General features: G+C 66.1%; 26 protein-coding genes and 1 pseudogene. 11 read left to right on the top strand and 16 right to left on the bottom strand.

Annotation, left to right across the window (positions count from 1 at the left end; genetic code table 11):
- Positions 1-53 precede the first annotated feature (53 nt).
- Complete coding sequence (locus NG701_RS06000) at positions 54-1,610, bottom strand: circularly permuted type 2 ATP-grasp protein (RefSeq protein ID WP_104061462.1); 1,557 nt, start codon at positions 1,608-1,610, stop codon at positions 54-56.
- Between the two features lie 205 nt (positions 1,611-1,815).
- Between NG701_RS06000 and NG701_RS05995 the strand changes: the two genes are divergently transcribed.
- A complete protein-coding gene (locus NG701_RS05995) occupies positions 1,816-2,805 on the top strand; it encodes a YeiH family protein (protein WP_252565566.1) in 990 nt (329 codons plus the stop codon).
- Positions 2,806-2,858: 53 nt separating this feature from the next.
- Complete coding sequence (gene pepN / locus NG701_RS05990) at positions 2,859-5,474, top strand: aminopeptidase N (RefSeq protein WP_252565341.1); 2,616 nt, start codon at positions 2,859-2,861, stop codon at positions 5,472-5,474.
- Positions 5,475-5,491: 17 nt separating this feature from the next.
- On the opposite strand, the gene lplAB is transcribed toward pepN, so the two are convergent.
- From lplAB to NG701_RS05965, 5 genes are all read right to left on the bottom strand, one after another.
- Positions 5,492-6,583 (bottom strand): lipoate-protein ligase LplAB, encoded by a 1,092-nt coding sequence (lplAB, locus tag NG701_RS05985; protein ID WP_252565340.1) that lies wholly within the window; start codon positions 6,581-6,583, stop codon positions 5,492-5,494.
- A gap of 108 nt (positions 6,584-6,691) precedes the next feature.
- Positions 6,692-6,949, bottom strand: a complete 258-nt coding sequence (locus NG701_RS05980) for a type B 50S ribosomal protein L31 (RefSeq protein ID WP_111909496.1) — start codon at positions 6,947-6,949, stop codon at positions 6,692-6,694.
- Positions 6,950-7,086: 137 nt separating this feature from the next.
- A complete protein-coding gene (locus tag NG701_RS05975; RefSeq protein ID WP_252565339.1) occupies positions 7,087-7,896 on the bottom strand; it encodes a TrmH family RNA methyltransferase in 810 nt (269 codons plus the stop codon).
- A 7-nt stretch (positions 7,897-7,903) separates the two neighbouring features.
- Complete coding sequence (locus NG701_RS05970) at positions 7,904-8,689, bottom strand: sulfite exporter TauE/SafE family protein (RefSeq protein WP_252565338.1); 786 nt, start codon at positions 8,687-8,689, stop codon at positions 7,904-7,906.
- Between the two features lie 18 nt (positions 8,690-8,707).
- The gene (locus tag NG701_RS05965) at positions 8,708-9,499 is read right to left on the bottom strand and encodes an ABC transporter ATP-binding protein (protein WP_252565337.1); all 792 of its coding nucleotides are present in this window, start codon (positions 9,497-9,499) and stop codon (positions 8,708-8,710) included.
- Between the two features lie 166 nt (positions 9,500-9,665).
- Between NG701_RS05965 and serB the strand changes: the two genes are divergently transcribed.
- A complete protein-coding gene (serB, locus tag NG701_RS05960) occupies positions 9,666-10,559 on the top strand; it encodes a phosphoserine phosphatase SerB (protein ID WP_252565336.1) in 894 nt (297 codons plus the stop codon).
- Positions 10,560-10,612: 53 nt separating this feature from the next.
- Here the strand turns inward: serB and NG701_RS21130 are convergent.
- From NG701_RS21130 to fabG, 4 genes and pseudogenes are all read right to left on the bottom strand, one after another.
- Positions 10,613-10,783, bottom strand: a pseudogene (locus NG701_RS21130) (VOC family protein); the annotation flags it as partial.
- A 33-nt stretch (positions 10,784-10,816) separates the two neighbouring features.
- Positions 10,817-11,266 (bottom strand): VOC family protein, encoded by a 450-nt coding sequence (locus NG701_RS05955; protein WP_308291965.1) that lies wholly within the window; start codon positions 11,264-11,266, stop codon positions 10,817-10,819.
- Positions 11,267-11,456: 190 nt separating this feature from the next.
- The gene (locus NG701_RS05950) at positions 11,457-12,209 is read right to left on the bottom strand and encodes an SDR family oxidoreductase (RefSeq protein ID WP_252565335.1); all 753 of its coding nucleotides are present in this window, start codon (positions 12,207-12,209) and stop codon (positions 11,457-11,459) included.
- A 300-nt stretch (positions 12,210-12,509) separates the two neighbouring features.
- Positions 12,510-13,235: a 3-oxoacyl-ACP reductase FabG gene (gene fabG, locus NG701_RS05945; protein WP_252565333.1), complete on the bottom strand. Its 726-nt coding sequence runs from the start codon at positions 13,233-13,235 to the stop codon at positions 12,510-12,512.
- 144 nt (positions 13,236-13,379) lie between these two features.
- Here fabG and NG701_RS05940 point away from each other — a divergent pair, with 144 nt between their 5' ends.
- Genes NG701_RS05940 through NG701_RS05925 form a run of 4 tightly spaced genes read left to right on the top strand, consistent with a single transcriptional unit; the run spans position 13,380 to position 15,463 of the window.
- Positions 13,380-13,814: a DUF3099 domain-containing protein gene (locus NG701_RS05940; RefSeq protein ID WP_252565332.1), complete on the top strand. Its 435-nt coding sequence runs from the start codon at positions 13,380-13,382 to the stop codon at positions 13,812-13,814.
- The gene (locus NG701_RS05935) at positions 13,811-14,086 is read left to right on the top strand and encodes a hypothetical protein (protein ID WP_252565330.1); all 276 of its coding nucleotides are present in this window, start codon (positions 13,811-13,813) and stop codon (positions 14,084-14,086) included. Before NG701_RS05940 ends, NG701_RS05935 begins: the two co-directional genes overlap by 4 nt.
- Positions 14,087-14,980, top strand: coding sequence for an SURF1 family cytochrome oxidase biogenesis protein (locus NG701_RS05930; RefSeq protein WP_252565328.1), 894 nt, complete (start codon positions 14,087-14,089; stop codon positions 14,978-14,980). It begins immediately after the preceding gene.
- A gap of 3 nt (positions 14,981-14,983) precedes the next feature.
- Positions 14,984-15,463, top strand: a complete 480-nt coding sequence (locus NG701_RS05925) for a YbaK/EbsC family protein (protein ID WP_252565326.1) — start codon at positions 14,984-14,986, stop codon at positions 15,461-15,463.
- Between the two features lie 134 nt (positions 15,464-15,597).
- Here NG701_RS05925 and NG701_RS05920 read toward each other — a convergent pair whose 3' ends face one another.
- Positions 15,598-17,196, bottom strand: a complete 1,599-nt coding sequence (locus tag NG701_RS05920) for an ABC-F family ATP-binding cassette domain-containing protein (RefSeq protein ID WP_056339851.1) — start codon at positions 17,194-17,196, stop codon at positions 15,598-15,600.
- A gap of 281 nt (positions 17,197-17,477) precedes the next feature.
- On the opposite strand from NG701_RS05920, the gene NG701_RS05915 reads away from it, so the two are divergent.
- The 3 genes from NG701_RS05915 to NG701_RS05905 are packed head-to-tail and all read left to right on the top strand — an operon-like array spanning position 17,478 to position 19,451.
- Positions 17,478-18,107 carry a biotin transporter BioY gene (locus NG701_RS05915; RefSeq protein WP_252565324.1) on the top strand — a complete coding sequence of 210 codons (630 nt, stop codon included), beginning with the start codon at positions 17,478-17,480 and terminating at the stop codon, positions 18,105-18,107.
- A 7-nt stretch (positions 18,108-18,114) separates the two neighbouring features.
- Complete coding sequence (locus NG701_RS05910; protein WP_252565322.1) at positions 18,115-18,831, top strand: energy-coupling factor ABC transporter ATP-binding protein; 717 nt, start codon at positions 18,115-18,117, stop codon at positions 18,829-18,831.
- A complete protein-coding gene (locus NG701_RS05905) occupies positions 18,828-19,451 on the top strand; it encodes an energy-coupling factor transporter transmembrane component T family protein (RefSeq protein ID WP_252565320.1) in 624 nt (207 codons plus the stop codon). The genes NG701_RS05910 and NG701_RS05905 overlap by 4 nt, the downstream gene beginning before the upstream one ends.
- A 26-nt stretch (positions 19,452-19,477) precedes the next feature.
- Here NG701_RS05905 and NG701_RS05900 read toward each other — a convergent pair whose 3' ends face one another.
- Positions 19,478-20,677 (bottom strand): thiolase family protein, encoded by a 1,200-nt coding sequence (locus NG701_RS05900; RefSeq protein ID WP_252565563.1) that lies wholly within the window; start codon positions 20,675-20,677, stop codon positions 19,478-19,480.
- 4 nt (positions 20,678-20,681) lie between these two features.
- A complete protein-coding gene (locus tag NG701_RS05895) occupies positions 20,682-22,088 on the bottom strand; it encodes a class I adenylate-forming enzyme family protein (RefSeq protein WP_252565318.1) in 1,407 nt (468 codons plus the stop codon).
- A 61-nt stretch (positions 22,089-22,149) separates the two neighbouring features.
- Between NG701_RS05895 and ypfJ the strand changes: the two genes are divergently transcribed.
- Positions 22,150-23,031, top strand: coding sequence for a KPN_02809 family neutral zinc metallopeptidase (gene ypfJ, locus NG701_RS05890; protein WP_252565316.1), 882 nt, complete (start codon positions 22,150-22,152; stop codon positions 23,029-23,031).
- Between the two features lie 76 nt (positions 23,032-23,107).
- Here ypfJ and NG701_RS05885 read toward each other — a convergent pair whose 3' ends face one another.
- From NG701_RS05885 to NG701_RS05875, 3 genes are all read right to left on the bottom strand, one after another.
- Entirely contained in the window at positions 23,108-23,440 is a 333-nt protein-coding gene (locus NG701_RS05885; RefSeq protein WP_056339832.1) for a metal-sulfur cluster assembly factor, read from the bottom strand.
- A 12-nt stretch (positions 23,441-23,452) separates the two neighbouring features.
- Positions 23,453-24,241 (bottom strand): Fe-S cluster assembly ATPase SufC, encoded by a 789-nt coding sequence (sufC, locus tag NG701_RS05880; RefSeq protein WP_252565314.1) that lies wholly within the window; start codon positions 24,239-24,241, stop codon positions 23,453-23,455.
- A gap of 113 nt (positions 24,242-24,354) precedes the next feature.
- Entirely contained in the window at positions 24,355-24,714 is a 360-nt protein-coding gene (locus tag NG701_RS05875; RefSeq protein ID WP_056339825.1) for a non-heme iron oxygenase ferredoxin subunit, read from the bottom strand.
- Positions 24,715-24,723: the final 9 nt, after the last annotated feature.

The raw sequence follows: 24,723 nt of genomic DNA, 5'->3' as shown, positions 1-24,723 counted from the left end.
CGAAATCTGTGGGGATGCCCCCGTGACCAATTGTGCCGGTTCGATGGCCCGGCTCACTGCTGCTGCTCCGACTGGCGGTCGCGCCAGTTGCTCTCCACTGGCCAGACGGACACCCGCTCACGGATGGAAATTGTGGGCCGAGGAACAGTTTCGACCGGCACCTGGGGTGAGTCTGCCAGCACCCATGTGTCCTTGGAGCCGCCGCCCTGGCTGGAGTTCACAATGAGGGAGCCTTCCTTGAGCGCCACCCTGGTGAGTCCGCCGGGAAGCACCCAGACGTCGTCGCCGTCGTTGACAGCAAAGGGGCGCAGGTCCACGTGCCGCGGGCCGAACTTGTCCCCGCCGAGCGTGGGCACTGTGGAAAGCTGCAGGACCGGCTGGGCGATCCAGCCGCGCGGGTCCGCGACGACTCGCTTGCGCAGGGCCTCGAGTTCATCATTGGAGGCGTCCGGCCCGATGACCAGGCCCTTGCCGCCGGAGCCGTCCACGGGCTTCACCACAAGCTCAGCCAGGTTGTCCAGGACATATTCCCTGGAATCCTTCTCCTCCAGCCGGAACGTATCCACGTTCGCGATGACGGGCTCCTCGCTGAGGTAGTAGCGGATGAGGTCCGGAACGTAGCTGTAGACAAGTTTGTCGTCGGCCACGCCGTTGCCCACGGCGTTGGCGATGGTCACGCCGCCGGCCCTGGCGGCGTTGACCAGTCCCGGGCAGCCGAGCATGGAATCCGAGCGGAACTGCAGGGGGTCCAGGAACTCGTCGTCGATGCGTTTGTAGATCACGTCCACGCGCTGTTCACCGGCCGTGGTGCGCATGTAGACGCGGTTGCCGCGGCAGATGAGGTCGCGGCCTTCGACGAGTTCGACGCCCATCAGGCCGGCCAGCAGGGTGTGTTCGAAGTAGGCGCTGTTAAAGACGCCGGGGGTCAGCACCACTACCGTGGGATCGTCGACGCCGGCGGGAGCCGTTTTGCGCAGGGCAGACAGCAGCCGGCGGGGGTACTCTTCGACCGGCCGGATGAGCTGCTGGCCAAACGCTTCGGGCAGGCCCTTGGCCATGGCCCGCCGGTTTTCCAGGACGTAGCTGACGCCGGACGGCACCCGCACATTGTCTTCCAGGACGCGGAAGGTGCCAGCGGCGTCGCGCACCACATCGATGCCGGAGATGTGCACGCGGACTCCGCCGGCCGGCTCGAAGCCGTGCACCTGGCGGTGGAAGTGGGCGCTGGTGGTGACGAGCTGGCGCGGTATGACGCCGTCTGCCACCACGTTCATTTTGTCGTAGACGTCGTTGAGGAACGCTTCCAGGGCCCGGACGCGCTGCGCCACGCCCTTTTCCAGCACGGTCCACTCATCGGCGGGGATAACGCGGGGGACGATGTCGAGCGGAAACGGCCGCTCCTCCCCCGCGAAGTCAAAGGTCACGCCGCGGTCCAGGAAGGTCCGTGCCATGGAGTCCGCCCGGGCGCTGACGTCGGCGAGGGAGAGCTTGCTTAGGGCATCGGCCACCTGGCCGTACGACTCGCGTGCTTCCTGGCCGGGAGTGAACATCTCGTCGTAGGCGCCCGTGCGCCCGGCGGCCTCGGAGTAATCCTGGAATAGGTCTGACATGTCCTTTAGCCAACCATCTTTTTGTTTCGAAATCATTACCGCCATCCATTGTGGCGTGTTGCCGCTGGGCATCAGCGGTTCGTTGAATCCGTGTCCTATCCGGCAAGGTTAGTGAGTGCCAGAGACAAGTAATCCAGGGAGCTCGGGAGCCGGCGGGAACAAAGGCCGCCGAAGCGCCCTGCGGGCCAGCCTTCGCGGTGTGGCGATGCGTTCCCGCAGGCTCCTGCCGGGCCTCCTAACGGCGGTCCCCGCCCTGGCCGTTGCCTTCGCTGTACATGCCGTGGCGCCGGCACTGCCGGCCATGACCAGTGCCGTTGCGCTGGGCCTGCTCGCCGCAAACCTGCCCGGCACAGCCGTCTGGATCGCTGGCCGGGCGCGCCCGGGCCTGGACTTCGCGGGCAAGCACCTGATGCGGGGCGGCATCGTCCTGCTTGGCCTCAAAGTGAGCATCATGGACATCCTGGGCCTGGGCTGGCTGGCCATGGTCCTCATCACGGGCGTGGTGCTTCTGAGTTTCGGCGGCACATACCTGATGGTGCGGTTGTTCCGGCTGCCGAGTGAAACGGCACTGCTGGTGGCCACCGGCTTTTCGATCTGCGGGGCGTCCGCCATCGGAGCCATGGCGGCCGTGCGCCGGATCCGGCATGCGGATACCGTCCTGCCGGTGGCGCTGGTGACACTGTGCGGCACGCTGGCGATCGGCATCCTGCCGCTGCTGATGCATCCCCTGCAATTGAGCCCGCTCGCTTTCGGCGCCTGGACGGGTGCGTCGGTGCACGACGTCGGCCAGGTGGTGGCCACGGCGCAAACTGCCGGCACCGCGGCACTGGGCATCGCCGTCGTCGTTAAGCTCACCCGCGTGCTGCTCCTGGCACCGGTGGTTGCCGTGGCGGGCCTGCACCACCGCATGCGCACATCGGGCCAACACGCGCTGCCGCCGCTGGTGCCCCTGTTCGTAGTGGGGTTCGTGGCCATGGTGGGGCTTCGGTCCACGGGCTGGCTGTCCGACGGCTGGCTCGACGCCGGTGCCGGGCTGCAGGACATTCTCCTGGGGGCGGCGCTGTTCGGGCTCGGGTCCGCCGTGCGGATCCGCACGCTGCTGCACACCGGAGCAAGGGCACTGCTAGCGGCGCTGGCGGCATGGCTGCTGATCGCGCTGCTGGGCCTGGCAGCGGCCCTGCTGATGACCGCCTAGGCCGGCGTCCGGATGGTGAGCCGCAGGCCCGGATCCCGTGATTAGATAGCTGAGTGTCACATGAGAATCTGCAGCGCAATGAAGCCGCTCAACGGTCAGCCCTGATCAGCACCCACAGTTACGACGTCTCCCTGGATGTGCGGCAGGCAGCGGACCCGCACGTGGCGGGCTACACCAGCCGCAGCGTTATCAACTTCTCCGCAGCCGTGCCGGTCCAGGGGCAGGTGGCGTCCACATTCCTGGATTTCATCGCCGGCGAAGTCCACAGCGTGTTCCTCAACGGCAAAGGACTCCCCGTGGCCGACGTGGTGGACGGTTCCCGGATCCGCCTGGACAACCTGCAGGCAGAAAACCAGGTCACTGTCACCGGCACCGCCCTTTACAGCCGGTCCGGCGAGGGCATGCACCGCTTTGTGGATCCCGCCGACGGCCAGTGCTACCTCTACACGCAGTACGAACCCGCCGACGCCCGGCGCGTGTTCGCCAACTTTGAACAGCCCGACCTCAAGGCCGAGTACACGTTCCACGTCATGGCACCGTCCGGCTGGGAGGTGGCCTCCAACGGTGTGGAAGCTGCCCGCACGCAGCTGACCAGCGATCCGGACACCAGCCGCTGGGACTTCGCCACCACACGCCCCATGTCCACCTACATCACCACAGTCCTTGCCGGGCCCTACTTCAAAGCCCAGGACCACTGGAGCGCCACACTCGACGACGGCACACCGCTGGGGGTGCCCCTGGCCCTGTACTGCCGGGCTTCCATGGCGGAATCCTTCGATGCTGCTGAGGTCTTCCGCCTGACCAAAAACGGGCTGGACTTCTTCAACCGGCTGTTCGACTACACGTACCCCTGGGGGAAATACGACCAGGCCTTTGTCCCGGAATACAACCTGGGCGCGATGGAAAACCCGGGGCTGGTCACCTTCACCGAAAGCTATGTGTTCACGTCCCGCGCCACCGACGCGCAGTACCAGGCACGGGCCAATACGCTGATGCACGAAATGGCCCACATGTGGTTCGGCGACCTCGTCACGATGCAGTGGTGGGACGACCTGTGGCTGAAGGAGTCCTTCGCGGACTATATGGGCACCCTCGGCGTGGACCGCGCCACCGACTGGGACACGGCGTGGGTGAACTTCGCCGACAAACGCAAGGCCTGGGCCTATGTCCAGGACCAGCTGCCCACCACCCACCCGATCGTGGCCGACATCCCCGACCTCGAGGCCGCCAAGCAGAACTTCGACGGCATTACCTATGCCAAGGGCGCGTCCGTGCTCAAGCAGCTGGTGGCGTACGTGGGGTTTGACGCGTTCATCGCCGGCTCACGGCAGTACTTCCGCGACCACGCCTACGGGAACACCACCCTGGCGGACCTCCTGAAAGCCCTCATTGCTGCTTCCGGCCGCGACCTTGCCGGCTGGGCCGCCGCCTGGCTGCAGACCTCCGGCATCTCCACGCTGTCCGTGGAGACCGGGACGCACGACGGCGAACTGGGCGCCGTGACGATCGTCCAGGATGCGGTGGACCCCGTCACCGGACGGGAGGAACTGCGGCCGCACCGGCTGCGCGTGGGCTCGTACAACTTCGACGCCGACGGCGCCCTGGTCCGCACGGGGAGTGTCGAAACGGACGTTGCCGGAGCGCGGACGGAGGTCCCGGAACTGGCCGGGCAGCCGCGGCCCGCCCTCCTGCTCGTCAACGACGATGACCTCACCTACGCCAAAGTGCGGCTGGACCCGGTGTCCGAGGCAACGGTCCTGGCCTCGCTGGACCGGATCACCGATCCCATGGCCCGAGCCCTCTGCTGGACCGCGCTGTGGAACTCCGCCCGCGACGGCGAAAGCCCGGCCTCCCGCTACGTGGAGGCGGTGACGTCGTTCGGGCCGTCCGAGACGGGAGTCGGCGTGCTGCTGAACATCCTCGAGAACGCCGCCACCGCCGTCGAACGCTACACCCCCTTGGCCCAACGCGACGCGGTACGCGGCGCCTTCCTGGCGGCGGCCGACGCCCAGCTGGGTAAGGCAGCGCCGGGCTCGGACTACCAGCTGGCCTGGGCGCGGACGCTCGCCGCCGTCAGCCGTCACGACGCTGCCCTCCTCCCCCGGCTCAGGGGCCTCCTGGACGGCACGGTGGTGGTGGACGGCCTGGCCGTGGACGCCGAGCTGCGCTGGAGCCTCTGGCACGCCCTGGCGGCCAACGGGCAGGCCACCCCCGACGAGCTGGACGCAGAACTCGAACGGGACACCACCGCCTCGGGCCGGGCGGGCCACGCCACCGCGCTGGCCGCCCGTCCGGAGCCTGAGGTGAAGGCCGCCGCCTGGCAGGAGGCCGTGGAGGGGACGGGGCTGTCAAACCAGCTTCTCAGTGCCACCATCGTCGGCTTTGCCACGGCTCCGGCTGCCCTGCTGGACCCCTATGTGGAGCCCTACTTCGAGTGCCTCCGCGGTGTCTGGGACAAGCGGAGCATCGAAATCGCCAGCCGGATCGTCCGGGGACTGTATCCCATGGCGCAGGATCTGCCGGCGGGGACCCTGCCAGCGGACCACCCCATGGTGCTCCGCGCGGATGCCTGGCTGGAGGCCAATACCGACGCTCCGCGGGCCCTGCGCAGGATCATCATTGAGCAGCGCAGCCACTTGCTCCGGGCACTCACCGCACAGCTGCAGTAGGTCACACCGGCAAGGGCTTACGGGACCCGGTGCAGCCAATCCTCGGCGCCGAACTTGGTGACCACCCGGTCCCGGGCGGCACTGAGCTCGGCGGCCGTGAGTTCGGAGGGGGTGGCGGCGTACCGTTCGCTGAACACTTCCATCATGGCCGCGATGATCTCCGTGCGGGCCAGTCCGGTCTGCCGGCGCAGCGGATCAACCCGCTTCTTGGCGCTGCGCGTCCCCTTGTCCGAGAGTTTCTCCTTGCCGATGCGCAGCACCTCCACCATCTTGTCGGCGTCGATGTCGTAGCTCATGGTGACGTGGTGCAGCATGCCCCCGTTGGCGAGGCGTTTCTGGGCAGCACCGCCGATCTTTCCCTGGTCCGTGGCGATGTCGTTCAGGGGCACGTAAAACGCAGTCACCCCGATCTTCTCGAGGGCGGCCATCACCCAGGCGTCCAGGAACGTGTACGAGTCCGCGAAGCTGATCCCGTCCACGAGCGTCTGCGGCAGGTACAGGGAGTAGGTGATGCAGTTGCCGGCTTCCATGAACATCGCTCCGCCGCCGCTGATCCGGCGGACCACACTGATGCCGTGCCGGGCCACGCCGTCGGGATCCAGCTCATTCCGGAAGGACTGGAAACTGCCGATCACCACGGACGGTTCCTCCCAATCCCAGAACCGCAGGGTGGGGTTGCGACGGCCGGCGCCCACCTCTTCGGTCAGCACCTCGTCCAGGGCCACGTTGATATGCGTGGGCAGTACCGTGGGGGCGATGATGTTCCAGTGGTGGTCGGTCCAGGCCGTTGCCTTCGCCAGGGCGCGGCGGACGGTGACGGCCACGGCGTCGGCCGAAAAACCGAACAGGACGGCGCCGGGTGGCAGCGAACCGGTGACGGCCGCGGACAGCTCCGCCGCCGTCGTGCTTTCCGGAAGTCCTGTCAGCGCCCGGTTGATGGCAGGGAGCGCCTCGTCGGGTTCGAGGAAAAAGTCGCCGCTGAGGGAGACGTCGGCCAGGACACCGTCCACAACATCGAAGTCCACCACCACAAGTTTGCCGCCCGGGACTTTGTACTCACCGTGGTGGCTGCGGGGGCGGTCTTCAGCGGCAAATGGCGAGGCAGTCATGGCTCCCATCCTGCCCCATGATCAGGGCTCCCCGAAACGACAAAGCCCGGACGCAAAAAGCCCGCACCGTTGCCGGTGCGGGCTTTCCAAAGAACCTTGGGGGGTGAATTACTTCGCGCCGCCGAAGCCCTTGAAGCGAGCGTTGAAGCGCTCGACGCGGCCTGCAGAGTCCATGATGCGCTGCTTGCCCGTGTAGAACGGGTGGGACTCGGAGGAGATTTCGACGTCGATAACCGGGTAGGTGTTTCCGTCTTCCCACTCGATGGTCTTCTTGGAAGACACTGTGGACTTGGTCAGGAAACTGACGCCGGAAGCCAGGTCGTTGAAAACAACAGCTTCGTACTTCGGGTGGATATCAGACTTCATAATGGGGCCTTTGTTCGCACAACTGGATTTTGCCAGCTGCCAGGTATGAATGGGATGGCTGGTGTCTGCTTCACTGCCGCAAGGCAAAAAGCGCAGGACAGCCAGCTGTTAATAATAGCTGATCAACGCAGACCTTGCTAACCGCGGGGCCGGAGTTCCCAGAACGCCACAGCGGAGGCCGCCGCCACGTTGAGGGAGTCCACGCCAGGGCGCATGGGGATCTTCACGGCGAGGTCGACGGCGGCAAGCGTCCCGGCGCTCATGCCGGCGCCTTCGGTGCCGAGTACCAGGGCCAGCCGGTCCGGATTCCGCCCGGCCAGCGCGTCCACGTCCACGGCGTCCTCTGTGAGTTCCAGCGCGGCCACTGTGAAGCCGGCGTCCTTGAGCAGGGACAGGTCCTGCGGCCAGGACTCCAGCCGCGCCCAGGGCACCTGGAAGACCGTTCCCATGCTGACCCGGACACTGCGGCGGTAGAGCGGGTCGCCGCAGCGCGGCGAAATCAGGACGGCATCGATGTCGAGGGCAGCGGCCGACCGGAAGATGGCGCCCACGTTGGTGTGGTCCACAATGTCCTCCAGGACCGCGACCCGGCGCGCGCCGGCCAGCAGCTCGCGGAGGGGCACCGGTTCGGGCCGCTGCATGGCTGCCATGGCGCCGCGGTGGAGGTGGAATCCGGTGATCTCTTCGAGCAGGGCGGCGCTTCCAATGAATGCAGGAACGTCCGGATAGTCGCTGAGGACATCCTGCAGGTCAGCCAGCCATTTCTCCGCCAGGAAGAACGACCTTGGCCGGTGGCCCGCTGCCAACGCCCGGCGGAGGACCCGCGAGGATTCGGCGATATACATTCCTTCAGCCGGTTCACGGAGCTTCCGCAGGTGAACGTCCGTCAGCTGCGTGTAGTCGGAGACGCGGGGGTCCCCGGCGGATTCAAGATAGTGGATTGTCACCGGCTGATTATTTCAGCAGGTTAGCGATCATAAAGCCCAGCGCCACCAGTCCGAGCGCAAAGATCACGCCGCGAAGGACCGGCGGGGAAAGCCGGCGCCCCACCTTGGAGCCGACGACGCCGCCGATGAGGGAGCTGACAGCGATGATGGCCACCACAGCCCAGTTGATGCGGCCGAACGCGAACAGAAGATAGGAGGCCGCCGCCACGATGTTCACGCCCAGGACCAGGATGTTCTTCATGGCGTTGGCGTTCTGGATGGTGCCGGTGAGGAACACGCCCAGGATGCCCACCAGGAGGATCCCCTGGGCGGCCACGAAGTAGCCGCCGTAGACGCCGGCCAAGTACACCAGTACCACCAGAAGCAGGCCGTGGCGTTTGTCCCTGATGGCGTGCTCGGGGTTTTCCTCCCTGGTGCGCACCCACTGTTGGAGCCGGGGCTGGAAGACCACCATCAGCAGTGCCAGCACGATCAGGGCCGGAGCGGCGTAGTGGAACACCTTTTCCGGAAGGTGCAGCAGCAGCCAAGCACCGCTGATGCCCCCCAACAGGGAGGCAGGAAGCAGCCTGAGCAGCTGCTGGCCCCGGCCTTTGAGTTCCTTCCGGTACCCCCACGCGCCGGCGGCATTGCCTGCCACCAACCCCATGGCATTGCTGATGGACGCTGTCACCGGCGCAATGCCGAGGGCGATGAGGACCGGGAAGGTGACAAGGGTGCCGGAGCCTACAACGGCGTTGATGGTGCCGGCCCACAGGCCGGCAAAAAACACAAAGATGCTGCTGAGAAGATCCACGGTTGGCGGCGCCGCGGCCTAGCGGCGGGCGGTGGCGGTGGCGGTGTAGCGGCCGGCGTTGGCGCTGACGTCCAGGTCCACACCGAAGGTCTTGCTGAGGTGCTCCGCCGTCAGGACACCCTCGAGGGGTCCGGCTGCCACCACGTTGGAGTCACGGAGCAGCATGGCGTGGGTGAAGCCAGGCGGCACTTCTTCGAGGTGGTGGGTGACCAGGACAATGGCCGGAGCGGCCTCATCACGGGCCAGTTCGCTGAGGCGGTGCACCAGGTCCTCGCGCCCACCCAGGTCCAGGCCGGCGGCAGGTTCGTCCAGCAGGAGGAGTTCCGGGTCAGTCATGAGGGCACGGGCAATCTGGACGCGCTTGCGCTCACCCTCGGACAGGGACGCGAACGCCCTGTTCAGGAACGGACCCATGCCCCAGTCATTCAGCAGCCGGAAAGCCCGGCGTTCGTCAGCCTTCTCATAGCCCTCACGCCAGCGCCCCGTGACGCCGTAAGCCGCGGTGACAACAACGTTGAGGACCGTTTCGTGTCCGGGAATCTGATTGGCCAGTGCGGCAGAGGACAGTCCAATACGGGGACGGAGTTCAAAAACGTCCACGGAGCCGAGGATTTCCTCCAGGATGCCGGCCATGCCGCTGGTGGGGTGAAGACGGGCTGCAGCAATCTGCAGGAGAGTGGTCTTGCCTGCGCCGTTGGGTCCGAGGATGACCCAGCGCTCGCCCTCCTTGACCTGCCAGTCCACCTTGTTCAGGAGCGTCTTAGACCCACGGACAACGCTGACGGCGGCCAATTCAAGAACATCACTCATAAGAGTAGACACTAGGACAAAACAGGGACGGACTGATAACTGAAACGTGGACAGCGACGCTTGTCACAGTCCCGGCCACGCCCGTCTGGTGGCTGGCCCACGGGTTCGCCATCAACGTGGCGCAATCAATTCGGGCGGCTCTCCCCCGCTGGCTAAGATTGCAGCCATGACTTCGAACGTGACTGCGGTCAGCTATGGCCCAAAACTGACTGCCTCCGGGCTCGACAAGCTGCGCTCCGCCCTGACGGGCAGTGGCGCCACGCTCCAATCCGAATCAAGGGGCGGGGACAGCCGGTTTGAGGTCCACACTGCCGAGCTCGCCCTCGCCGATGGCACGGACGCTGGTATTTCGGCCCTCCGCAGGGCGTTGGGCGAGGCGGCGCAGGATGGCCTGGACACCGCCATCGTTCCCGCTGGCCTGCGGGCGGCTCCGCGGAAGCTGCTGATCATGGACGTTGATTCGACGCTGATCCAGCAGGAAGTCATCGAGCTCCTGGCGGCCTATGCGGGCAAGCGGGAGGAGGTGGCGGCAGTTACCGAAGCGGCGATGCGCGGTGAACTGGACTTCGCGCAGAGCCTCCACGCGCGGGTGGCCGTGCTCGCAGGGCTGCCGGCCGCCGTCGTCGATTCCGTCCGGGCGGAAGTGAAGCTGAGCGAAGGTGCCGCTGAGCTGGTTGCGGCGTTCAAGGCTGCAGGCCACGTGGTGGCCGTGGTGTCCGGCGGGTTCAACCAGATCCTGGGTCCCATCGCTGAGGATCTGGGCCTGGACCACTGGCTGGCGAACGAGCTTGAGATTGTGGATGGCGCCCTGACCGGCAAGGTGCTCGGTGCCGTCATCGACCGTGCGGCGAAGGAAAAGTACCTGCGCGAGTGGGCGGCCGCCGAAGGTATCGCGATGGAACACACCATTGCCGTGGGCGACGGCGCCAACGACCTGGACATGCTCGGGGCTGCCGGGATCGGAGTGGCGTTCAATGCCAAACCTGCGGTCCGGGCAGTTGCGGACTCTGCGATCAACATGCCGTACCTCGACGCCGTGCGCCACATCGCCGGCGTCTGAAGCTCCGCAGGCCTCGTCCCGCAGCCGGCCGGGTCGAAATCACCCGGGTCTGCTCAGCCGGTCGGCGGCGTGAACTGGCTCGCGGTGAATACGGCTCCGCCGGGATCCCGGATCAGGACGGTACGCGTCCATTCGGTGTCGTCCTGCCCCAGGATGACGGCGCCGAGGCGCTCAGCATCCCGGGCCGTACGGTCCCGGTCTGCGACAGTAAACGTCACGTGCCACTGCGGACGCTCACCGGGCGCCGCGGAGGCAAGTCAGGCGACAGCGTCCTCGAAGCCGCGGGGGACGAGGTCGCCCGCCTGGCGAACCCGGATGTTGGGGTCCACGGCGGCTTCGAGGTGGTCACCGTATCCGGGGTGGCGGCGGATCATCGTTCCGAAGTCGAGGTTGTCGAACTGCCAGTCGAATGCCTTCGTGTAGAAGGCGACTGCTGCCTCGGTGTCTGTGGTGTGGAGGTCACTGAAGTTCCATCCGCGGGAAGGTTGACCGCCTGGGCGCCGAGTCGCCCGCGAGTCTGCCAGATGCGGAACTCGGCGCCGTCGGGATCTGCCAGTGCCGCCGGACGGGGCGGTGTCCTCGAACTCCCACCCGAAGATTCCGCCGTAGAAGTGCATGGCGACTTCCACGTCGGGCTGCTGGGTGTCCACCCAACAGGGAACACCTGCCGGATAGCTACGGCCCGTCACCTCTGGTTGCTGTGCCATGCATAAAACCCTAAGCGGCCCTGCCCCCCATAGACAACGCCCTCGACAATGCCCTCCACAGACACACGGACAGACAGGCTAGGCTCCAGCGACAGACAAAAGCCCCGGGCAGGAGTACTGCCCGGAGCTCGTCGTGGTGATGAGGTTTTTGCCGCGTGGAAATACGGCCCTTCCGGGATGCCCGGAAGGGCTACTCGGCGCCCTTGCCGAAGTAGTCGGAGCCGCCGGCGTACTCCGTGTGGCCGGATTCGACATCCGCCGTCGCCATGCTGGCCACAACTTCAGCGAACTCCTCCACGGAGTAGAGCTTTCCGGCCTCGGCGCGGCGGGCTTCGATGGCGCCCGGGTTCGAGCGGTCCAGCAGCGTCGCCGTGACGGTGCCTTCGATCATGTCGCCGGACACAACCACCAGCGAGATGCCCTTCTCAGCCAGGTTCGGAAGGAGCTCACGCAGGGCGTCCTCGCCGGCACGCTTGCTGCGGGCCACGGGCTCGTATTCGGGCATGGTGGGCACGGAGTTGATGAAGTGCGCCTGGTGGCTGGTCACGAAGACCACGCGTGAGCCTTCCTTCATCAGGGGCACCGCGGCGTTGAGCATGTTGACCTGGGCATCGCGGTTCAGCTTCAGGGCGTAGTCGTCTGCCATGCCGGACTCCATGCCGCCAGAAGCGTTGAGCACCAGGACGTCCAGCGAACCGAAGTTCTCCATGGCCGCGCTGGCCAAGGCCTGTACGCCTTCCTGGGTGGTGAGGTCCGCGCCCACGGCAGTGGCGCGGCCGCCGGCAGCTTCAATTCCTGCGACCACCTTGTTGGCGCGCGGCGCCTTCTGGCGGTAATTAACTACGATGGCAGCGCCTTCGGCAGCGAGGTTCTTGGCCACCTCAGCGCCGATTCCCCGTGAGGATCCGGTCACAATGGCGGTTTTGTTGTCCAGCAGTCCCATATGGGCTCCTTTGTTCGAAACGTCTAAATCGCTTGAGGTCTGGAGTCCATCATGCCAGCGCCTTCTCCACATTCGCTTGTTCGACCCCGACAAAGAAGCCCGGCTGCGCTAGTTCCACGAAGCCTCCTGGCAGTGTTCCGCCCGGCGTATGCTCCCCCTATGACGGGCAGCGCCGGAACTGCATCCACACCGGAGGAGGTCTTCAGGGACTCACCTGCCGGAATTCCCGAACCGGCGCGGCTTCGCCTACGTCTGGAATCCGCGCCGGTTCCGGAAGACCTCTTGGTCAGTGTTCTGTGGTCAGTGGCCCATGCCGAGTCCGCCGTCAACGGGGATGACGGCGCCGGAAATGTAGGCCGCCTCGTCGCTGGAAATCCAACGGACCACGTTCGCCACTTCCGAAGCCTCGGCAAACCGGCCGGCAGGTATGCCGGAAAGGTAGTTTTTCTGGGTGGCTTCGGGCAGTTCCGCCGTCATGTCCGTGTTAATGAATCCCGGGGCCACCACGTTTGCCGTGATCCCGCGTGAACCCAGCTCGCGGGTCAGGGACCGGGCGATTCCCACCAGACCGGCCTTGGAAGCGGAGTAGTTGATCTGGCCCGGCGCGCCATAGAGGCCGGAGACCGAGGAAATGAGGACCACACGGCCCTTGCGCATCCGAATCATGCCCTTCGAGGCGCGCTTGATGACACGGAAAGCGCCGGTGAGGTTGGTGTCGATCACCGATGTGAAGTCGTCTTCGCTCATCCGCATCAGGAGCGTGTCCTTGGTGATTCCCGCGTTTGCCACCAAGACCTCAACGGGCCCGTGCGCAGCTTCCACCTCGGCGAAGGCCGCATCCACAGAGGCCTCATCAGTCACATCCGCCTTCACGCCCAGAATCCCGGCCGGCAGCTCCGACGGGCTCCGGTAAGTCACGGCCACCTTGTCGCCGTTGGCCACAAAAGCCTGCGCGATGGCCAGGCCGATGCCGCGGTTTCCACCGGTGATCAGGACACTGCGGGCCGTTGTAGCTGCTTCAGACATTAAACGCTCCGGGATTCTGCGGCATGTGCAGCCGCGGGTAGTAACAGGTGTGATTTTTGCTGCCTCCGATCTTAGCCCGCGTTTGGGCGCCACTGCCGATGGTGAGAGAATTGAGGCAAGCCTTTGGAGCGTGATCAATCAGCCGTGACCCTTGAAAACCATGCTGGACAGTCCGTGCCCGGAGACCCCGAAAGGTTCTCTGGGGATTCCGGGGTCCACAGCATTACGGACGCGGCGGCTGCCCACTCGGAGGACATGCGCCAGCGCATGATCAAGTACGCGCTGGCCATGGGAATCCGCATGATCTGCCTCATCCTCATTTTTGTGGTGGACGGCTGGTTCAAGCTCGTTATGGTCGCCGGTGCCGTCTTCCTCCCATGGATCGCGGTGGTGATCGCGAACGGCAGCGACCAGGCGGAGGTCCACAGCGACTCGCTGCTGGACTCGGCGCCGCTTGCCGAGCTGGAAAGCCCGTCCGGGCCGCCGGAAAAGGACGGCTCCACGTCCGCGGTCATCCAGGGCGAGCTCATTGATGACGACGACGAACCCACGCAAGGACAGGAACGGCGCGCCTCATGAACATTTTTGACCTGGCTGCAGGGACTGCTGGTCCCCCGCCGGCCATGGCTGCCATGTGCTCCCGCAAGGCCTGCCGCTCAGAAGCTTCCTGGCAATTGCTCTGGAACAACCCCAAAATCCATACGCCGGAACGCCGCAAAACCTGGCTTGCCTGCAACGACCACCGCGACTGGCTCGAAGACTACCTCCAGACCCGCGGGCTCTGGAAGGAAACCCTGGTCCTCCATTCGGGGCAGGACGCCGGCCAGGCGTCGGTAGGGCAGGGCGGCTGAATGTACCGCTTCCTCTTTTCCAGCAAGTGGCTGGGATACCTCCTGCTGGCCGCCATCTTCGCAGCTGCCTGCGTGTTCCTTGGCCGTTGGCAGATGGACCGCCGCGCAGAGACCCTCGCGGAGATCAACCGCGTGGTCACCAACTACTCCGCCACTCCCATCTCCTTCGACGAGGCAAGGGACGAGTTCGCCGCGCTGGACCCGTCGAAGGAATGGACCCAGGTGGAACTCCAAGGCACCTACGATCCCGACGGCCAGCGCGTTGTCCGCAACCGTCCGCTGAACGGGCAGCCCGGGTATGAGGTGGTTGTCCCGTTCAAGCTCGAGACCGGCGAAACCGTGGTAATTGACCGCGGCTGGCTGCCCATCGGCAACAAGAACCCGGGCAGCCCCGATTCCATTCCGGCGCCTCCCGCCGGCCCCGTGACCGCCGTGGTCCGCCTCAAGCACGGCGAGCCAGGACTGGACCGCGGCGCCCCCGACGGCCAGCTTGCCTCCATCGACCTCCCCACTTACGCGGACCAGCTGGGATATCCGGTCCTCACCGGGGCTTACGGACAGCTGGCGTCAGAATCTCCCGCCCCCGCTGACATGCCGTTCCCGTTCCCGAAGCCGACCACCGAAGAAGGCACGCACCTGTCCTATTCGTTGCAGTGGTTCGCCTTCGGCGTGCTGATGTTCGTGGGCTTCGGCTACGCCGCACGGCAGCAGGCCAGGAATGCCGCGATCGACGCCGAGGACGCCGCAGAAGGCGAAGAAGGCTTGACGGATTCGGGCAGTACCGTCCACTCTGCGGCTGCCGCCGCCCGCCGTCGTCCGCCCGTTGCCCGCAAGCGCAAGAAGGCGACCGCCGAAGAAGAGGAAGACGCCCTCCTGGACGCGCAGGGCTACTGACGCATGCGCAGTGTGGAAGTTGCCGCCCCCGTGGCGAATGTGAAAAGCGCCCTGACCGCGGCCGGCGCCCAGGACACGGTGCGGATCTTCGACACCAAGGTCCCGACGGCGGCTGCCGCAGCTGAGGCGCTCGGCTGTGACGTTGCGGCCATTACCAACAGCTTGATCTTCGATGTCGACGGCGCCCCGCTCCTGATCCTGGCCAGCGGTGCCGCCAAGGTAGACACGGCGCTGGTGGCGGCGCAGCTGGGAACAGGAAAGATCCGCCGGGCCACCGCCACCTTCGTCCTGCACCACACAGGCCAGGAAGTAGGCGGAGTAGCCCCGATAGGCCACCCCGAAAAGATCAGGACACTCCTGGACAACTCCCTCAAAGCCCACCAGCTCCTCTGGGCCGGAGCAGGAGACCACAACTCAATGTTCAGCATCACCTACAAAGACCTGCAGCGGATCACGCACGCAGAGGAAATGGCAGTCCGCTAGCTCCGCCAGGGTGAGTGGACCGTCAGCGCAGCGACGCGGTGGATTTGTGTAGCGTGCGTCTAAGCGAGGAACGAGCGAGCACGCGGCAAATCGAGCGCGGTGCTAAGCGGAAGGTGAGGCGGACGCCGAGAAGGCTAAGCGAGCGTAATCAGGTCCAGGTAGTCTTCGTTCCAGTGGTCCTCGATGCCGTCGGGCAGCAGCACAACGCGCTCGGGGTTCAGCGCTTCGACGGCACCTTCATCGTGGCTTACGAGGACGACGGCGCCGGTGTAGTTGCTCAGGGCCCCGAGGATTTCGGCGCGGCTGGCCGGGTCGAGGTTGTTAGTGGGCTCGTCAAGGAGCAGCACGTTCGCGCTTGAGGCCACGATGGTGGCCAGGGCCAGCCGGGTCTTCTCGCCGCCGGAGAGCACACCGGCGGGCTTGTCGACGTCGTCTCCGGAGAACAGGAACGAGCCCAGGATGTTGCGGACCTCCGCGTCGTTCATGTCCGGGGCGGAGGAGCGCATGTTCTGCAGGACGGTGCGGTCCACGTCGAGCGTCTCGTGCTCCTGGGCGTAGTAGCCCACCTTCAGGCCGTGGCCCGCAACGACCTCGCCGGTGTCCGGCTTGTCGACGCCGGCAAGCATCCGCAGGAGCGTGGTCTTGCCGGCGCCGTTGAGGCCCAGGATGACCACCTTGGAGCCGCGGTCGATGGCCAGGTCCACGTCGGTGAAGATCTCCAGTGAGCCGTAGGACTTGCTGAGTCCGTCCGCGGTTAGGGGGGTCTTGCCGCAGGGTGACGGATCCGGGAAGCGCAGGGCTGCCACGCGGTCGGTCGCGCGCACGGCTTCGAGGCCGCCCAGGAGACGTTCGGCACGCTTGGCCATGTTCTGCGCTGCCACGGCCTTGGTGGCCTTGGCGCGCATTTTGTTGGCCTGGTCGATGAGGACCTGGGCTTTCTTCTCCGCGTTGGCGCGCTCACGCTTGCGGGCGCGCTCGTCCGTTTCGCGCTGGAGCAGGTAGCGCTTCCAGTTCATATTGTAGAAGTCGACCTTGGCGCGGTTGGGATCCAGCAGGAACACTTTGTTGACGGTGGCTTCAAGCAGCTCGGTGTCGTGGCTGATCACGATCAGGCCGCCCTGGTGGTTCTTCAGGAACTCGCGGAGCCAGGTGATGGAATCCGCGTCGAGGTGGTTGGTGGGCTCATCGAGGAGCATCGTTTCGGCGTCCGAGTACAGGATCCGGGCGAGTTCCACACGACGGCGCTGGCCGCCGGACAGGGTCTTGAGCGGCTGGTTCAGCAGCCGGTCCGGGAGGGCCAGGTTGGAGCAGATCGCGGCGGCCTCGGCCTCGGCCGCGTATCCGCCAGCGGCCAGGAACTCGGATTCCAGCCGGTCATAGCGGTTCATCGCCTTGCGCTGGATCTCGGTGTCCTCGCTGGCCATGTCCTCATGGGTCTGCTTGAGCTTGTTGACGGCGATGTCCAAACCGCGGGCGGAGAGGATGCGGTCGCGGGCCAGCTGTTCCATGTCCGGGGTCCGGGGATCCTGCGGCAGGTAGCCGATCTCGCCGCTGCGGGTGACCTTGCCGCCGGCGGGCTGGCCTTCGCCCGCGAGCACCCGGGTCAGGGTAGTCTTGCCTGCGCCGTTACGGCCGACGAGGCCGATCTTGTCGCCCTTGTCGATGCGGAAGCTCACCTGGTCCATGAGGAGCCGGGCGCCGGCGCGCAGTTCAAGATCCTGGACAGTAATCACAGCAGGTAAGGCCTTTCACAACAGGGAAACGCCGCAGCTCAACGGGTGATGTCTGGAAGCAGCCGGCAGAATGGCCGACAGAACGGCCTTTCCAAGTCTACCGGCCCCAGCTTGACCCCATAACCGCAGCACCGCCGTCGGGCGTTGGCTCAACGTTTGTGCCCTGCCGTCAGTCCCGGGCATCCCGCTTAGTAGGTCCCCTACAAAATGGCGCCCGTCGGCGGCCGGTAACGTCAGGATCACCCCATGCTTCGCTTGTACAACCACGACAGGAACACCCCATGAGCCAGACAGACACCGCCGGCACCGGCACCGCTTCCCGCTTCCGGAGCCGCTGGAACGCCACCGACCTGGGCCTGATCGCCGTCTTTGCCGCGCTCGTGGCCGGCTCTGCCATGGTGCCAGGCATCGCGGCGAACGTGTTCGGCATCCCTATCACTTTCCAGACCCTTGCGGTGATGCTCACTGGACTGATGCTGGGCCCGGGCCGGGGTTTCGCCGCCGTCGGCCTGTACACCCTCCTGGGCCTGGCCGGCCTGCCGATCTTCAGCCAGGGCCGCAGCGGCCTGGGCATCCTGGCTGGGCCGTCGGCCGGCTACATCATTGCTTTCCCCATCGCAGCAGCCGTTGTAGGCTGGCTCGCCACCGTGGTGATCCGGCGGACAACACGTGCCCGGGCGCTGTGGTTCTTCGCGTCGGCGATGGTCACCAGCATCGCTATCGTGCACACGCTCGGAGTTGCCGGGATCGCCCTGAACACCAAAGCGTCACTGGGTGAAGCCTTCCTCGCAGACCTGGTCTTCTACCCCGGTGACGTGATTAAGAACATCCTCGCCGCAGTGATCGCCGTGGCACTGCACCGGGCATTCCCCGACGTCCTGGTCCGCCGGGTGAAGCGGATCAACAACTAGTCCCCCTATGGCAACCATTTCATTCCGGCAGGCCGCAGTGGCCGTTGCCGTTGACAACCGCCCGGAACCGAAGACCCTGCTCCAGGACGTCACGCTTGAGCTGACTGAACAGCGCATCGGCGTGATCGGGGCCAACGGGTCCGGCAAGTCCACGCTGCTGCGGCTGATAAACGGACTGGTCCAGCCAACTTCCGGCACCGTGTCGGTGGAGGGCGCCGATACTGTCCGGGCCGTGCGGGCGGTCCGCAGGCAGGTGGGGTTCGTCTTCACGGATCCCTTGTCGCAGCTGGTGATGCCCACAGGGCGCGAGGACGTGGAGCTTTCGCTGCGCCGTCCGGTCCGCAACGGGGCGGAGCGGCGCAGGCTGGCTGAAGCGGCCCTGGAGCGCCTCGGCCTGCTGCCGCTCGCGGACCAAAGCATCTACGAGCTCTCCGGCGGTGAACGCCAGCTGATGGCCCTCGCCGCTGTACTGGCCGTGAATCCCTCTGTCCTGGTGCTGGATGAACCGTCCACGCTCCTGGACCTCCGGAACCGTGAACTACTGCGCCGCACCCTGACGGGCCTCGACCAGCAGATCGTGATGTCCACGCACGACCTCGACCTCGCCCTGGAAATGGACCGCGTACTCGTGGTGGAGTCGGGACGCGTGATGTTCGACGGCGGCGCGGCGGCAGCCGTCGACACGTACCGGGCGCTGGTCACCAACGGCCTGGCCGCGCCATGAGAGGGCACGGCTTCCTGCTGGCCAACTACGTCCCGGGGAATTCGATCATCCACCGGACGCCGCTGGCACTGAAATTCCTGCTGGTGGTGGGCTGCGGCCTGGTGTCTTTCCTGGTGGTCGACTGGCTGGTCTCCGCCGCCGTGCTGGCCGCGCTCGCCGTGCTGTTTCTCATGACCGCCGCCGGACCCCGGCGGCTCGCGAGTGCGGTCCGACCTGTTGCCCTGGTGCTGGTGATCATCGGCCTTTTCCAGTGGTGGCAGCTGGGTGGACCCACAGCAGCCCGGATTGTCCTGAACATCCTGGTCTGCGTGGTGGCGGCGTCCCTGCTGACGGCCACCACGCCCATGCAGCGGATCCTGGACGGCGTGGTGTCGCTGGCCACGCCATTCCGCCGCTTTGGCGCGGACCCTGAACGTTTTGCGCTGACCATCGCCATAATGCTCCGCAGCATCCCGTATATCGCCGGCGCCTTTGCCGATGTCAGGGATTCCGCCCGGGCCCGCGGGCTTGAGCGCAACCCGCGTGCCCTTGTGCTGCCCGTCTTCATCACCACCGTGGCCTTCGCCCGCCAGACCGGCGAAGCGCTGGCCGCGCGCGGCCTCGGCGATGCTGAGGACTGAGTGGCCGTTGGTCTTTCTTGTGCGGCTTAAGGGGTCAGGTGGTCGCCGGCCAGCAGCTCGTAGCGCAGCAGCGCAGCCGTTCCCATGCCGCCGGCCATACTGATCAGGGCCAGCGCCAGGGAGCCATGGTTCCCGGCACGCCGGGCCTGGGCGAGAATTCGGGTCACCAGCACCGCCCCGGACGCCCCGTAGGCGTGGCCCAATGCCAGCGCCCCGCCGTCAAGGTTGACCCGCTCCGGATCAATGCCCAGCTCGTCAAGGCAGGCCAGGGTCTGGGACGCGAAGGCTTCGTTGAACTCCACCAGGTCAACACTGGCAGCCGACAGCCCCCTCACCTGCAGGAGCCGCTCCGCGGCAACCGCTGCGCCGATCCCCAGCAGTTCGGGGTCCACACCGGCAGTGTCCGTGGCCAGCATCAGGAGCCCGTCTGTGGCTCCCAGTTCCCGTGCCCGCTGCAATGAAGTGATGACGACGGCGGAAGCGGCGTCCGCGTCGAAGCATGAGTTCCCGGCAGTGACAGTCCCCCCCGGCACAAAGGCGGGCGGGAACCGCTTCAGGATGGCGGCGGACAGGCCGGCGCGGGGGCCGTCGTCGGCACTGATGGGTCCAACGGACGTCTCCAGGGTGGTGATTTCAGCGGCGAAATAGCCTGCTCTGGCGGCGGCCAGTGCCCGCTGGTGGCTGCGCAGCGCGGAGGCATCCTGCCGCACCCGGCTGACTTCAAACCGGGCCGCCACGTTCTCGGCGGCGACCCCCATATCCGGGTCGCCGAAGCTGTGCGGCACAAACTGGGCACGGGCGTAAAAGTCGGGTTCGCCGTCGTCCTTCCGGTGGGCCCGCAGCGGAGCCGTGCTGATACTCTCCACTCCCCCGGCGAGATACACCGGATTGCCGCCGGCGGCCACCAGCCGGGCGGCCAGGACAATCGCATCCAGGCCTGACCCGCACTGGCGGTCAACGGTCAGTCCCGGCACACTCACCGGCAGGCCCGCCTCAAGCAGGGCAAGGCGGGCCACGTTGCCGCCGCCGCCCACGGCGTTGCCGATCACCACGTCAGTGACCGCTTCGGCCGGCGCCCGGGTGTCTGACAGGAGGTTGAGCAGGACCGGTGCGAGCAGTTGGTGCGCACGCAGTTCCTTCAGCGCACCGTTGGCGCGCCGGACCGCGGTACGCCGAGCCGCGATGATCACGGGCTGGCGGTCGGCGGGCAACTGCTCCTCGGGCAGCTGTTTAACGGTCAAGGTGCCGCGCCCTCGGGTCCTGGGAGCCGATCCAGTCCAGCAGGATATTCCGGCTGACCTTGCCGCGGTCCGTGGTGGGAAGTTCGGAGAGTGCGAAGTACTGGTGGGGCCGTTTGTCCCGCGGCAGGATGTTTTCGAGTCCTGCCTTGAGCTGCATGGCCGTGATTCCGCCGTGGGACGGAATGACGCCGGCAACCACCCGTTGGCCGCGGAGATCATCGGGTATTCCGGCGGCCACCGCAGCAGCCACCCCCGGCACGGCCGCCAGGGCGAGTTCCACTTCGTGCGGATAGACGTTCTTTCCCGAGGTCAGGATCATGTCGGCGCGCCGGCCCAGAATGTGCAGTTCGCCGTCGGCGAGGTAGCCCTGGTCCCCCACCGTGAACCAGCCGTTGAAGGAGCGCAGCGCCTGCCCGTCGTCACCCCACAGGTAGCCGTTGCTAACCATGCCGCTGCGGACGCAGATATTGCCGGCTTCGCCGTCCTGGAGTTCGGAACCGTCGTCGTTCAGGATTCTGACATCCACGCCCGGGAACGGATGTCCGATCCCTGTTCCCCCGGCGTCCAGCAGCTCCCCCGCCGCCAGCCCCACACCGGAGACAAAGCTCAGTTCGGACGCGCCGTAGTACTCGAAGATGGTGGCGTTCGGCGCCCAGCGCCGTGCAGCTTCAAGGGTGCGTGCGTCCAGCTTCGAGCCGGCGCAGATGATGCTCCGGATGCCGGAGGCATCAACGCAGCCGGTCAGGCCGCGCTCACTCAGCAGCCGCAGCATGGTGGGCACGAGGATAAGCCGGGTCACGCCGTCGTGCGTAATGGCGGCGTGGACATCACCGACGTCGAACCTCTCCAGCGTCTGGAATTCGGAGCCCGCGTAGAGGCACTCAGCGAGAGCGTAGAGGTTAAGGCTGGCGGCCAGAGGTCCGGGCGCGAGCGTGACATCGTGCCGGGCGAGGCCGAAGAACTCAACGGACGCGTCAAAGGACTGCCGCCAGGACTGCCTGGACCGGGTAAACGCCTTGGGCACCGAGGTGGTGCCTGAGGTGAGTCCGATCAGGAACGTCGAGTCCGGCGGCCCGTCCGCCAAGGCATCCGCTGCGGAAACCGTGCCCGGCTTGACTGACTCCGCCAGCCGTTCAACGATCGCCTGGTGCAGGGACGCCGGCCAGGTCGGATCCAGGACGGCGCATTGCCGCCCGCCGGCAACGGCTGCGGCGAACCTCACGGCGAAGTCCACGGAGTTGGCCTCCGCAAGGACGGTGACGGCTGCTGTCTCTGGAAGGGCGGCTGCTGCGGCGTCCCGGAACTCAGCCCAGCGCAGGCGCCGGCCCGCCACCACGACGGCGGTGTCATGGGGGCGTTCTTCGGCCCAGCGCTGGATATTGTCGAGAAAAGGCATCGTCCCAACTTTACCGGCCGGACTCCACTTCGGCGGTCCCAGTAAGGGCTATTGTGACTTCATGAGCTTCAATGACAACGTGCAGCTGGACCCTTCGCAGGTCCAGGACCGGCGTGGCATGGGCCGTGGGGCCAAGGTCGGCGGCGGCATTGGTGGCGGAATCGTCCTGCTGATAGCTGTGCTCCTCGGCGTCAACCCCGCCTTGCTCGAAGGCCTGACCGGCGGGGCGGGCACGGCCGAACAGAACCAGGGCACGGCACCGGCCTGCACCACGGGGGCTGACGCCGACGCGCGGCTGGACTGCCGGATCACCGGCACGGTGAACAGCCTGAACGCGTTCTGGCCGGCCTATCTCCAGGAATACAACGTGCAGTACCCCCAGCCGGAGACGGTGATCTTCGACCAGGCCGTCAACAGCGCTTGCGGGACGGCCTCCAGCGCGGTAGGCCCCTTCTACTGCCCAGCTGACAGCACCGCCTACTTCGATCCCGGGTTCTTCCAGGATCTCGTGGACCGCTTCGGATCCTCGGGAGGTCCCTTGGCGCAGGAGTACGTGGTGGCGCACGAATTCGGCCACCACATCCAGAACGTGCTGGGGTACATCGACCGCGCCCAGCAGGACCCGCAGGGGCCTGAGTCGGGCGCCGTCCGCGTGGAACTTCAGGCCGACTGCTATGCCGGCCTCTGGGTGAAGCACGCCTCTACGCAACTTGGACCCGACGGCCAGCCGTTCCTGGAACCGATCACCCAGCAGGACCTCAACGATGCCCTGTCCGCAGCCTCAGCGGTGGGCGATGACCGGATCCAGGAAGCCGCCACCGGACGGGTCTCGCCCGAGGCCTGGACGCACGGCTCCAGCGAGCAGCGCCAAAAGTGGTTCTACACCGGCTACCAGACCGGCGACATCAACCAGTGCGACACATTCTCGGCGCCCAGCCTCTGATTCCATCCAGGACAACGACGGCCGGTTACCTCCGCTGGGGAGGTAACCGGCCGTCGTCGTACTAAGCGGTGAGAACTCAGATGTTGAAGCCGAGGGCCCGCATCTGGTCCTTGCCGTCATCGGTGATCCGCTCCGGACCCCAAGGCGGCATCCACACCCAGTTCAGGCGCCAGTCGTCAACGACGCCGTCAAGGGACTTGCCTACCTGCTCCTCGATGACATCGGTGAGCGGGCAGGCGGCCGTGGTGAGCGTCATGTCGATCAGCAGCGCGCCGTCGTCGTCGGAGTACTTCAGGCCGTAAAGCAGCCCGAGGTCCACGATGTTCACACCGAGTTCCGGGTCGATGACGTCCTTGAGTGCCTCTTCGACATCCTCGAGGCCCGTGCGGGCCGCATTGATTTCGGTCATGGCAAGTCCTATCTAGGCCTGTGCGGCAGCAGCGATGGTGGCTGCGCCGGCGCCCGTGGCGTAACGGTCGTAGCCTTCGTCTTCGAGGCGGTCAGCCAGCTCCGGGCCGCCCTCTTCGACAACCTGGCCGTCAACGAATACGTGGACGAAGTCAGGCTTGATGTAGCGCAGGATGCGGGTGTAGTGCGTGATGAGCAGCGTGCCCATGTTGCCCGCTTCGTGTGCACGGTTGACGCCTTCGGAGACAACCTTCAGGGCGTCAACGTCCAGGCCCGAGTCGGTCTCGTCGAGGATGGCGAACTTCGGCTTGAAGAGTTCCAGCTGGAGGATCTCGACGCGCTTCTTCTCGCCGCCGGAGAAGCCTTCGTTGACGTTGCGCTCGGCGAAGTCTGCGTCGATGCGCAGCTGGGCCATGGCCGCCTTGACGTCCTTGGTCCAGGTGCGCAGCTTGGGCGCTTCGCCGTCGATGGCGGTCTTGGCGGTCCGCAGGAAGTTGGTCATGCTGACACCGGGGACCTCCACGGGGTACTGCATGGCCAGGAAGACGCCGGCGCGGGCACGCTGGTCAACGGTCATCGCGAGGACGTCTTCGCCGTCGAGCGTGATGGTTCCGTTGGTGACCTTGTAGCGTGGGTGACCGGCAATGGTGGATGCCAGGGTGGACTTGCCCGAACCGTTGGGGCCCATGATGGCGTGGGTCTGACCGGTCTTGATGGTCAGGCTGACGCCCTTCAGGATCTCCTTGGTGCCCTGCTCCGTGTCAATGCTGACGTGCAGGTCCTTGATCTCAAGAGTAGACATAGGTCTTGTTCTCCTCTGCACCGCGCCCTCCGGCGGTGGTGCGGTCTGTATCTGGAAGTTTGATTCTGTTGCTTGGTATTGCTGCTCGCGGCTGATCTGCCCGGTTGATGCTGCTAGCTGAAGTTCGGGGCTTCCGCTCCGTTGAGCACGTTCGTGAAGTCCACGTAGACCTCGTCGCCAACAATCTCGACGGCGAACACCGGGACGGGATCGTAGGCGGGCAGCTGGAGCGGCTCACCGCTGCGGAGGTCGAACTGGGAGCCGTGGCCCCAGCATTCGATCATGCAGCCTTCCACTTCGCCCTCGGACAGTGAGATGTCCGCATGCGAGCAGGTGTCCCCGATGGCGTGGATGTCTCCCATGGAGTCCTTCACGATGGCTACCGGGTAGTCATCGATCAGGATCCGGAGCGCCTGCTTGAGCTGGATTTCATCCGTCTTGCAGACAAATTCGCCCTTTGGCTGGTCAGTCATCTGTTTTCC

The organism is Pseudarthrobacter cellobiosi, assembly GCF_023913815.1.
Classification (GTDB): Bacteria; Actinomycetota; Actinomycetes; order Actinomycetales; family Micrococcaceae; genus Arthrobacter; species Arthrobacter cellobiosi.
The sequence above is the reverse complement of the archived record's forward strand: the minus strand, read 5'-3'. Positions and strand labels throughout refer to the sequence as shown.

Excerpts from the sequence above, each read along its gene's own strand:
- NG701_RS05905 (WP_252565320.1), top strand. The coding sequence starts at position 18,828 with ATGAGAGGGCACGGCTTCCTGCTGGCCAACTACGTCCCGGGGAATTCG.
- NG701_RS06000 (WP_104061462.1), bottom strand. The coding sequence starts at position 1,610 with ATGTCAGACCTATTCCAGGATTACTCCGAGGCCGCCGGGCGCACGGGC.
- sufC (WP_252565314.1), bottom strand. The coding sequence starts at position 24,241 with ATGTCTACTCTTGAGATCAAGGACCTGCACGTCAGCATTGACACGGAG.
- ypfJ (WP_252565316.1), top strand. The coding sequence starts at position 22,150 with ATGAGCTTCAATGACAACGTGCAGCTGGACCCTTCGCAGGTCCAGGAC.
- NG701_RS05935 (WP_252565330.1), top strand. The coding sequence starts at position 13,811 with ATGAACATTTTTGACCTGGCTGCAGGGACTGCTGGTCCCCCGCCGGCC.
- serB (WP_252565336.1), top strand. The coding sequence starts at position 9,666 with ATGACTTCGAACGTGACTGCGGTCAGCTATGGCCCAAAACTGACTGCC.
- NG701_RS05885 (WP_056339832.1), bottom strand. The coding sequence starts at position 23,440 with ATGACCGAAATCAATGCGGCCCGCACGGGCCTCGAGGATGTCGAAGAG.
- NG701_RS05995 (WP_252565566.1), top strand. The coding sequence starts at position 1,816 with ATGCGTTCCCGCAGGCTCCTGCCGGGCCTCCTAACGGCGGTCCCCGCC.
- NG701_RS05910 (WP_252565322.1), top strand. The coding sequence starts at position 18,115 with ATGGCAACCATTTCATTCCGGCAGGCCGCAGTGGCCGTTGCCGTTGAC.
- NG701_RS05950 (WP_252565335.1), bottom strand. The coding sequence starts at position 12,209 with ATGGGACTGCTGGACAACAAAACCGCCATTGTGACCGGATCCTCACGG.
- NG701_RS05965 (WP_252565337.1), bottom strand. The coding sequence starts at position 9,499 with ATGAGTGATGTTCTTGAATTGGCCGCCGTCAGCGTTGTCCGTGGGTCT.
- NG701_RS05955 (WP_308291965.1), bottom strand. The coding sequence starts at position 11,266 with ATGGCACAGCAACCAGAGGTGACGGGCCGTAGCTATCCGGCAGGTGTT.
- NG701_RS05980 (WP_111909496.1), bottom strand. The coding sequence starts at position 6,949 with ATGAAGTCTGATATCCACCCGAAGTACGAAGCTGTTGTTTTCAACGAC.
- NG701_RS05915 (WP_252565324.1), top strand. The coding sequence starts at position 17,478 with ATGAGCCAGACAGACACCGCCGGCACCGGCACCGCTTCCCGCTTCCGG.
- NG701_RS05875 (WP_056339825.1), bottom strand. The coding sequence starts at position 24,714 with ATGACTGACCAGCCAAAGGGCGAATTTGTCTGCAAGACGGATGAAATC.
- lplAB (WP_252565340.1), bottom strand. The coding sequence starts at position 6,583 with ATGACTGCCTCGCCATTTGCCGCTGAAGACCGCCCCCGCAGCCACCAC.
- NG701_RS05925 (WP_252565326.1), top strand. The coding sequence starts at position 14,984 with ATGCGCAGTGTGGAAGTTGCCGCCCCCGTGGCGAATGTGAAAAGCGCC.
- NG701_RS05895 (WP_252565318.1), bottom strand. The coding sequence starts at position 22,088 with ATGCCTTTTCTCGACAATATCCAGCGCTGGGCCGAAGAACGCCCCCAT.
- NG701_RS05930 (WP_252565328.1), top strand. The coding sequence starts at position 14,087 with ATGTACCGCTTCCTCTTTTCCAGCAAGTGGCTGGGATACCTCCTGCTG.
- fabG (WP_252565333.1), bottom strand. The coding sequence starts at position 13,235 with ATGTCTGAAGCAGCTACAACGGCCCGCAGTGTCCTGATCACCGGTGGA.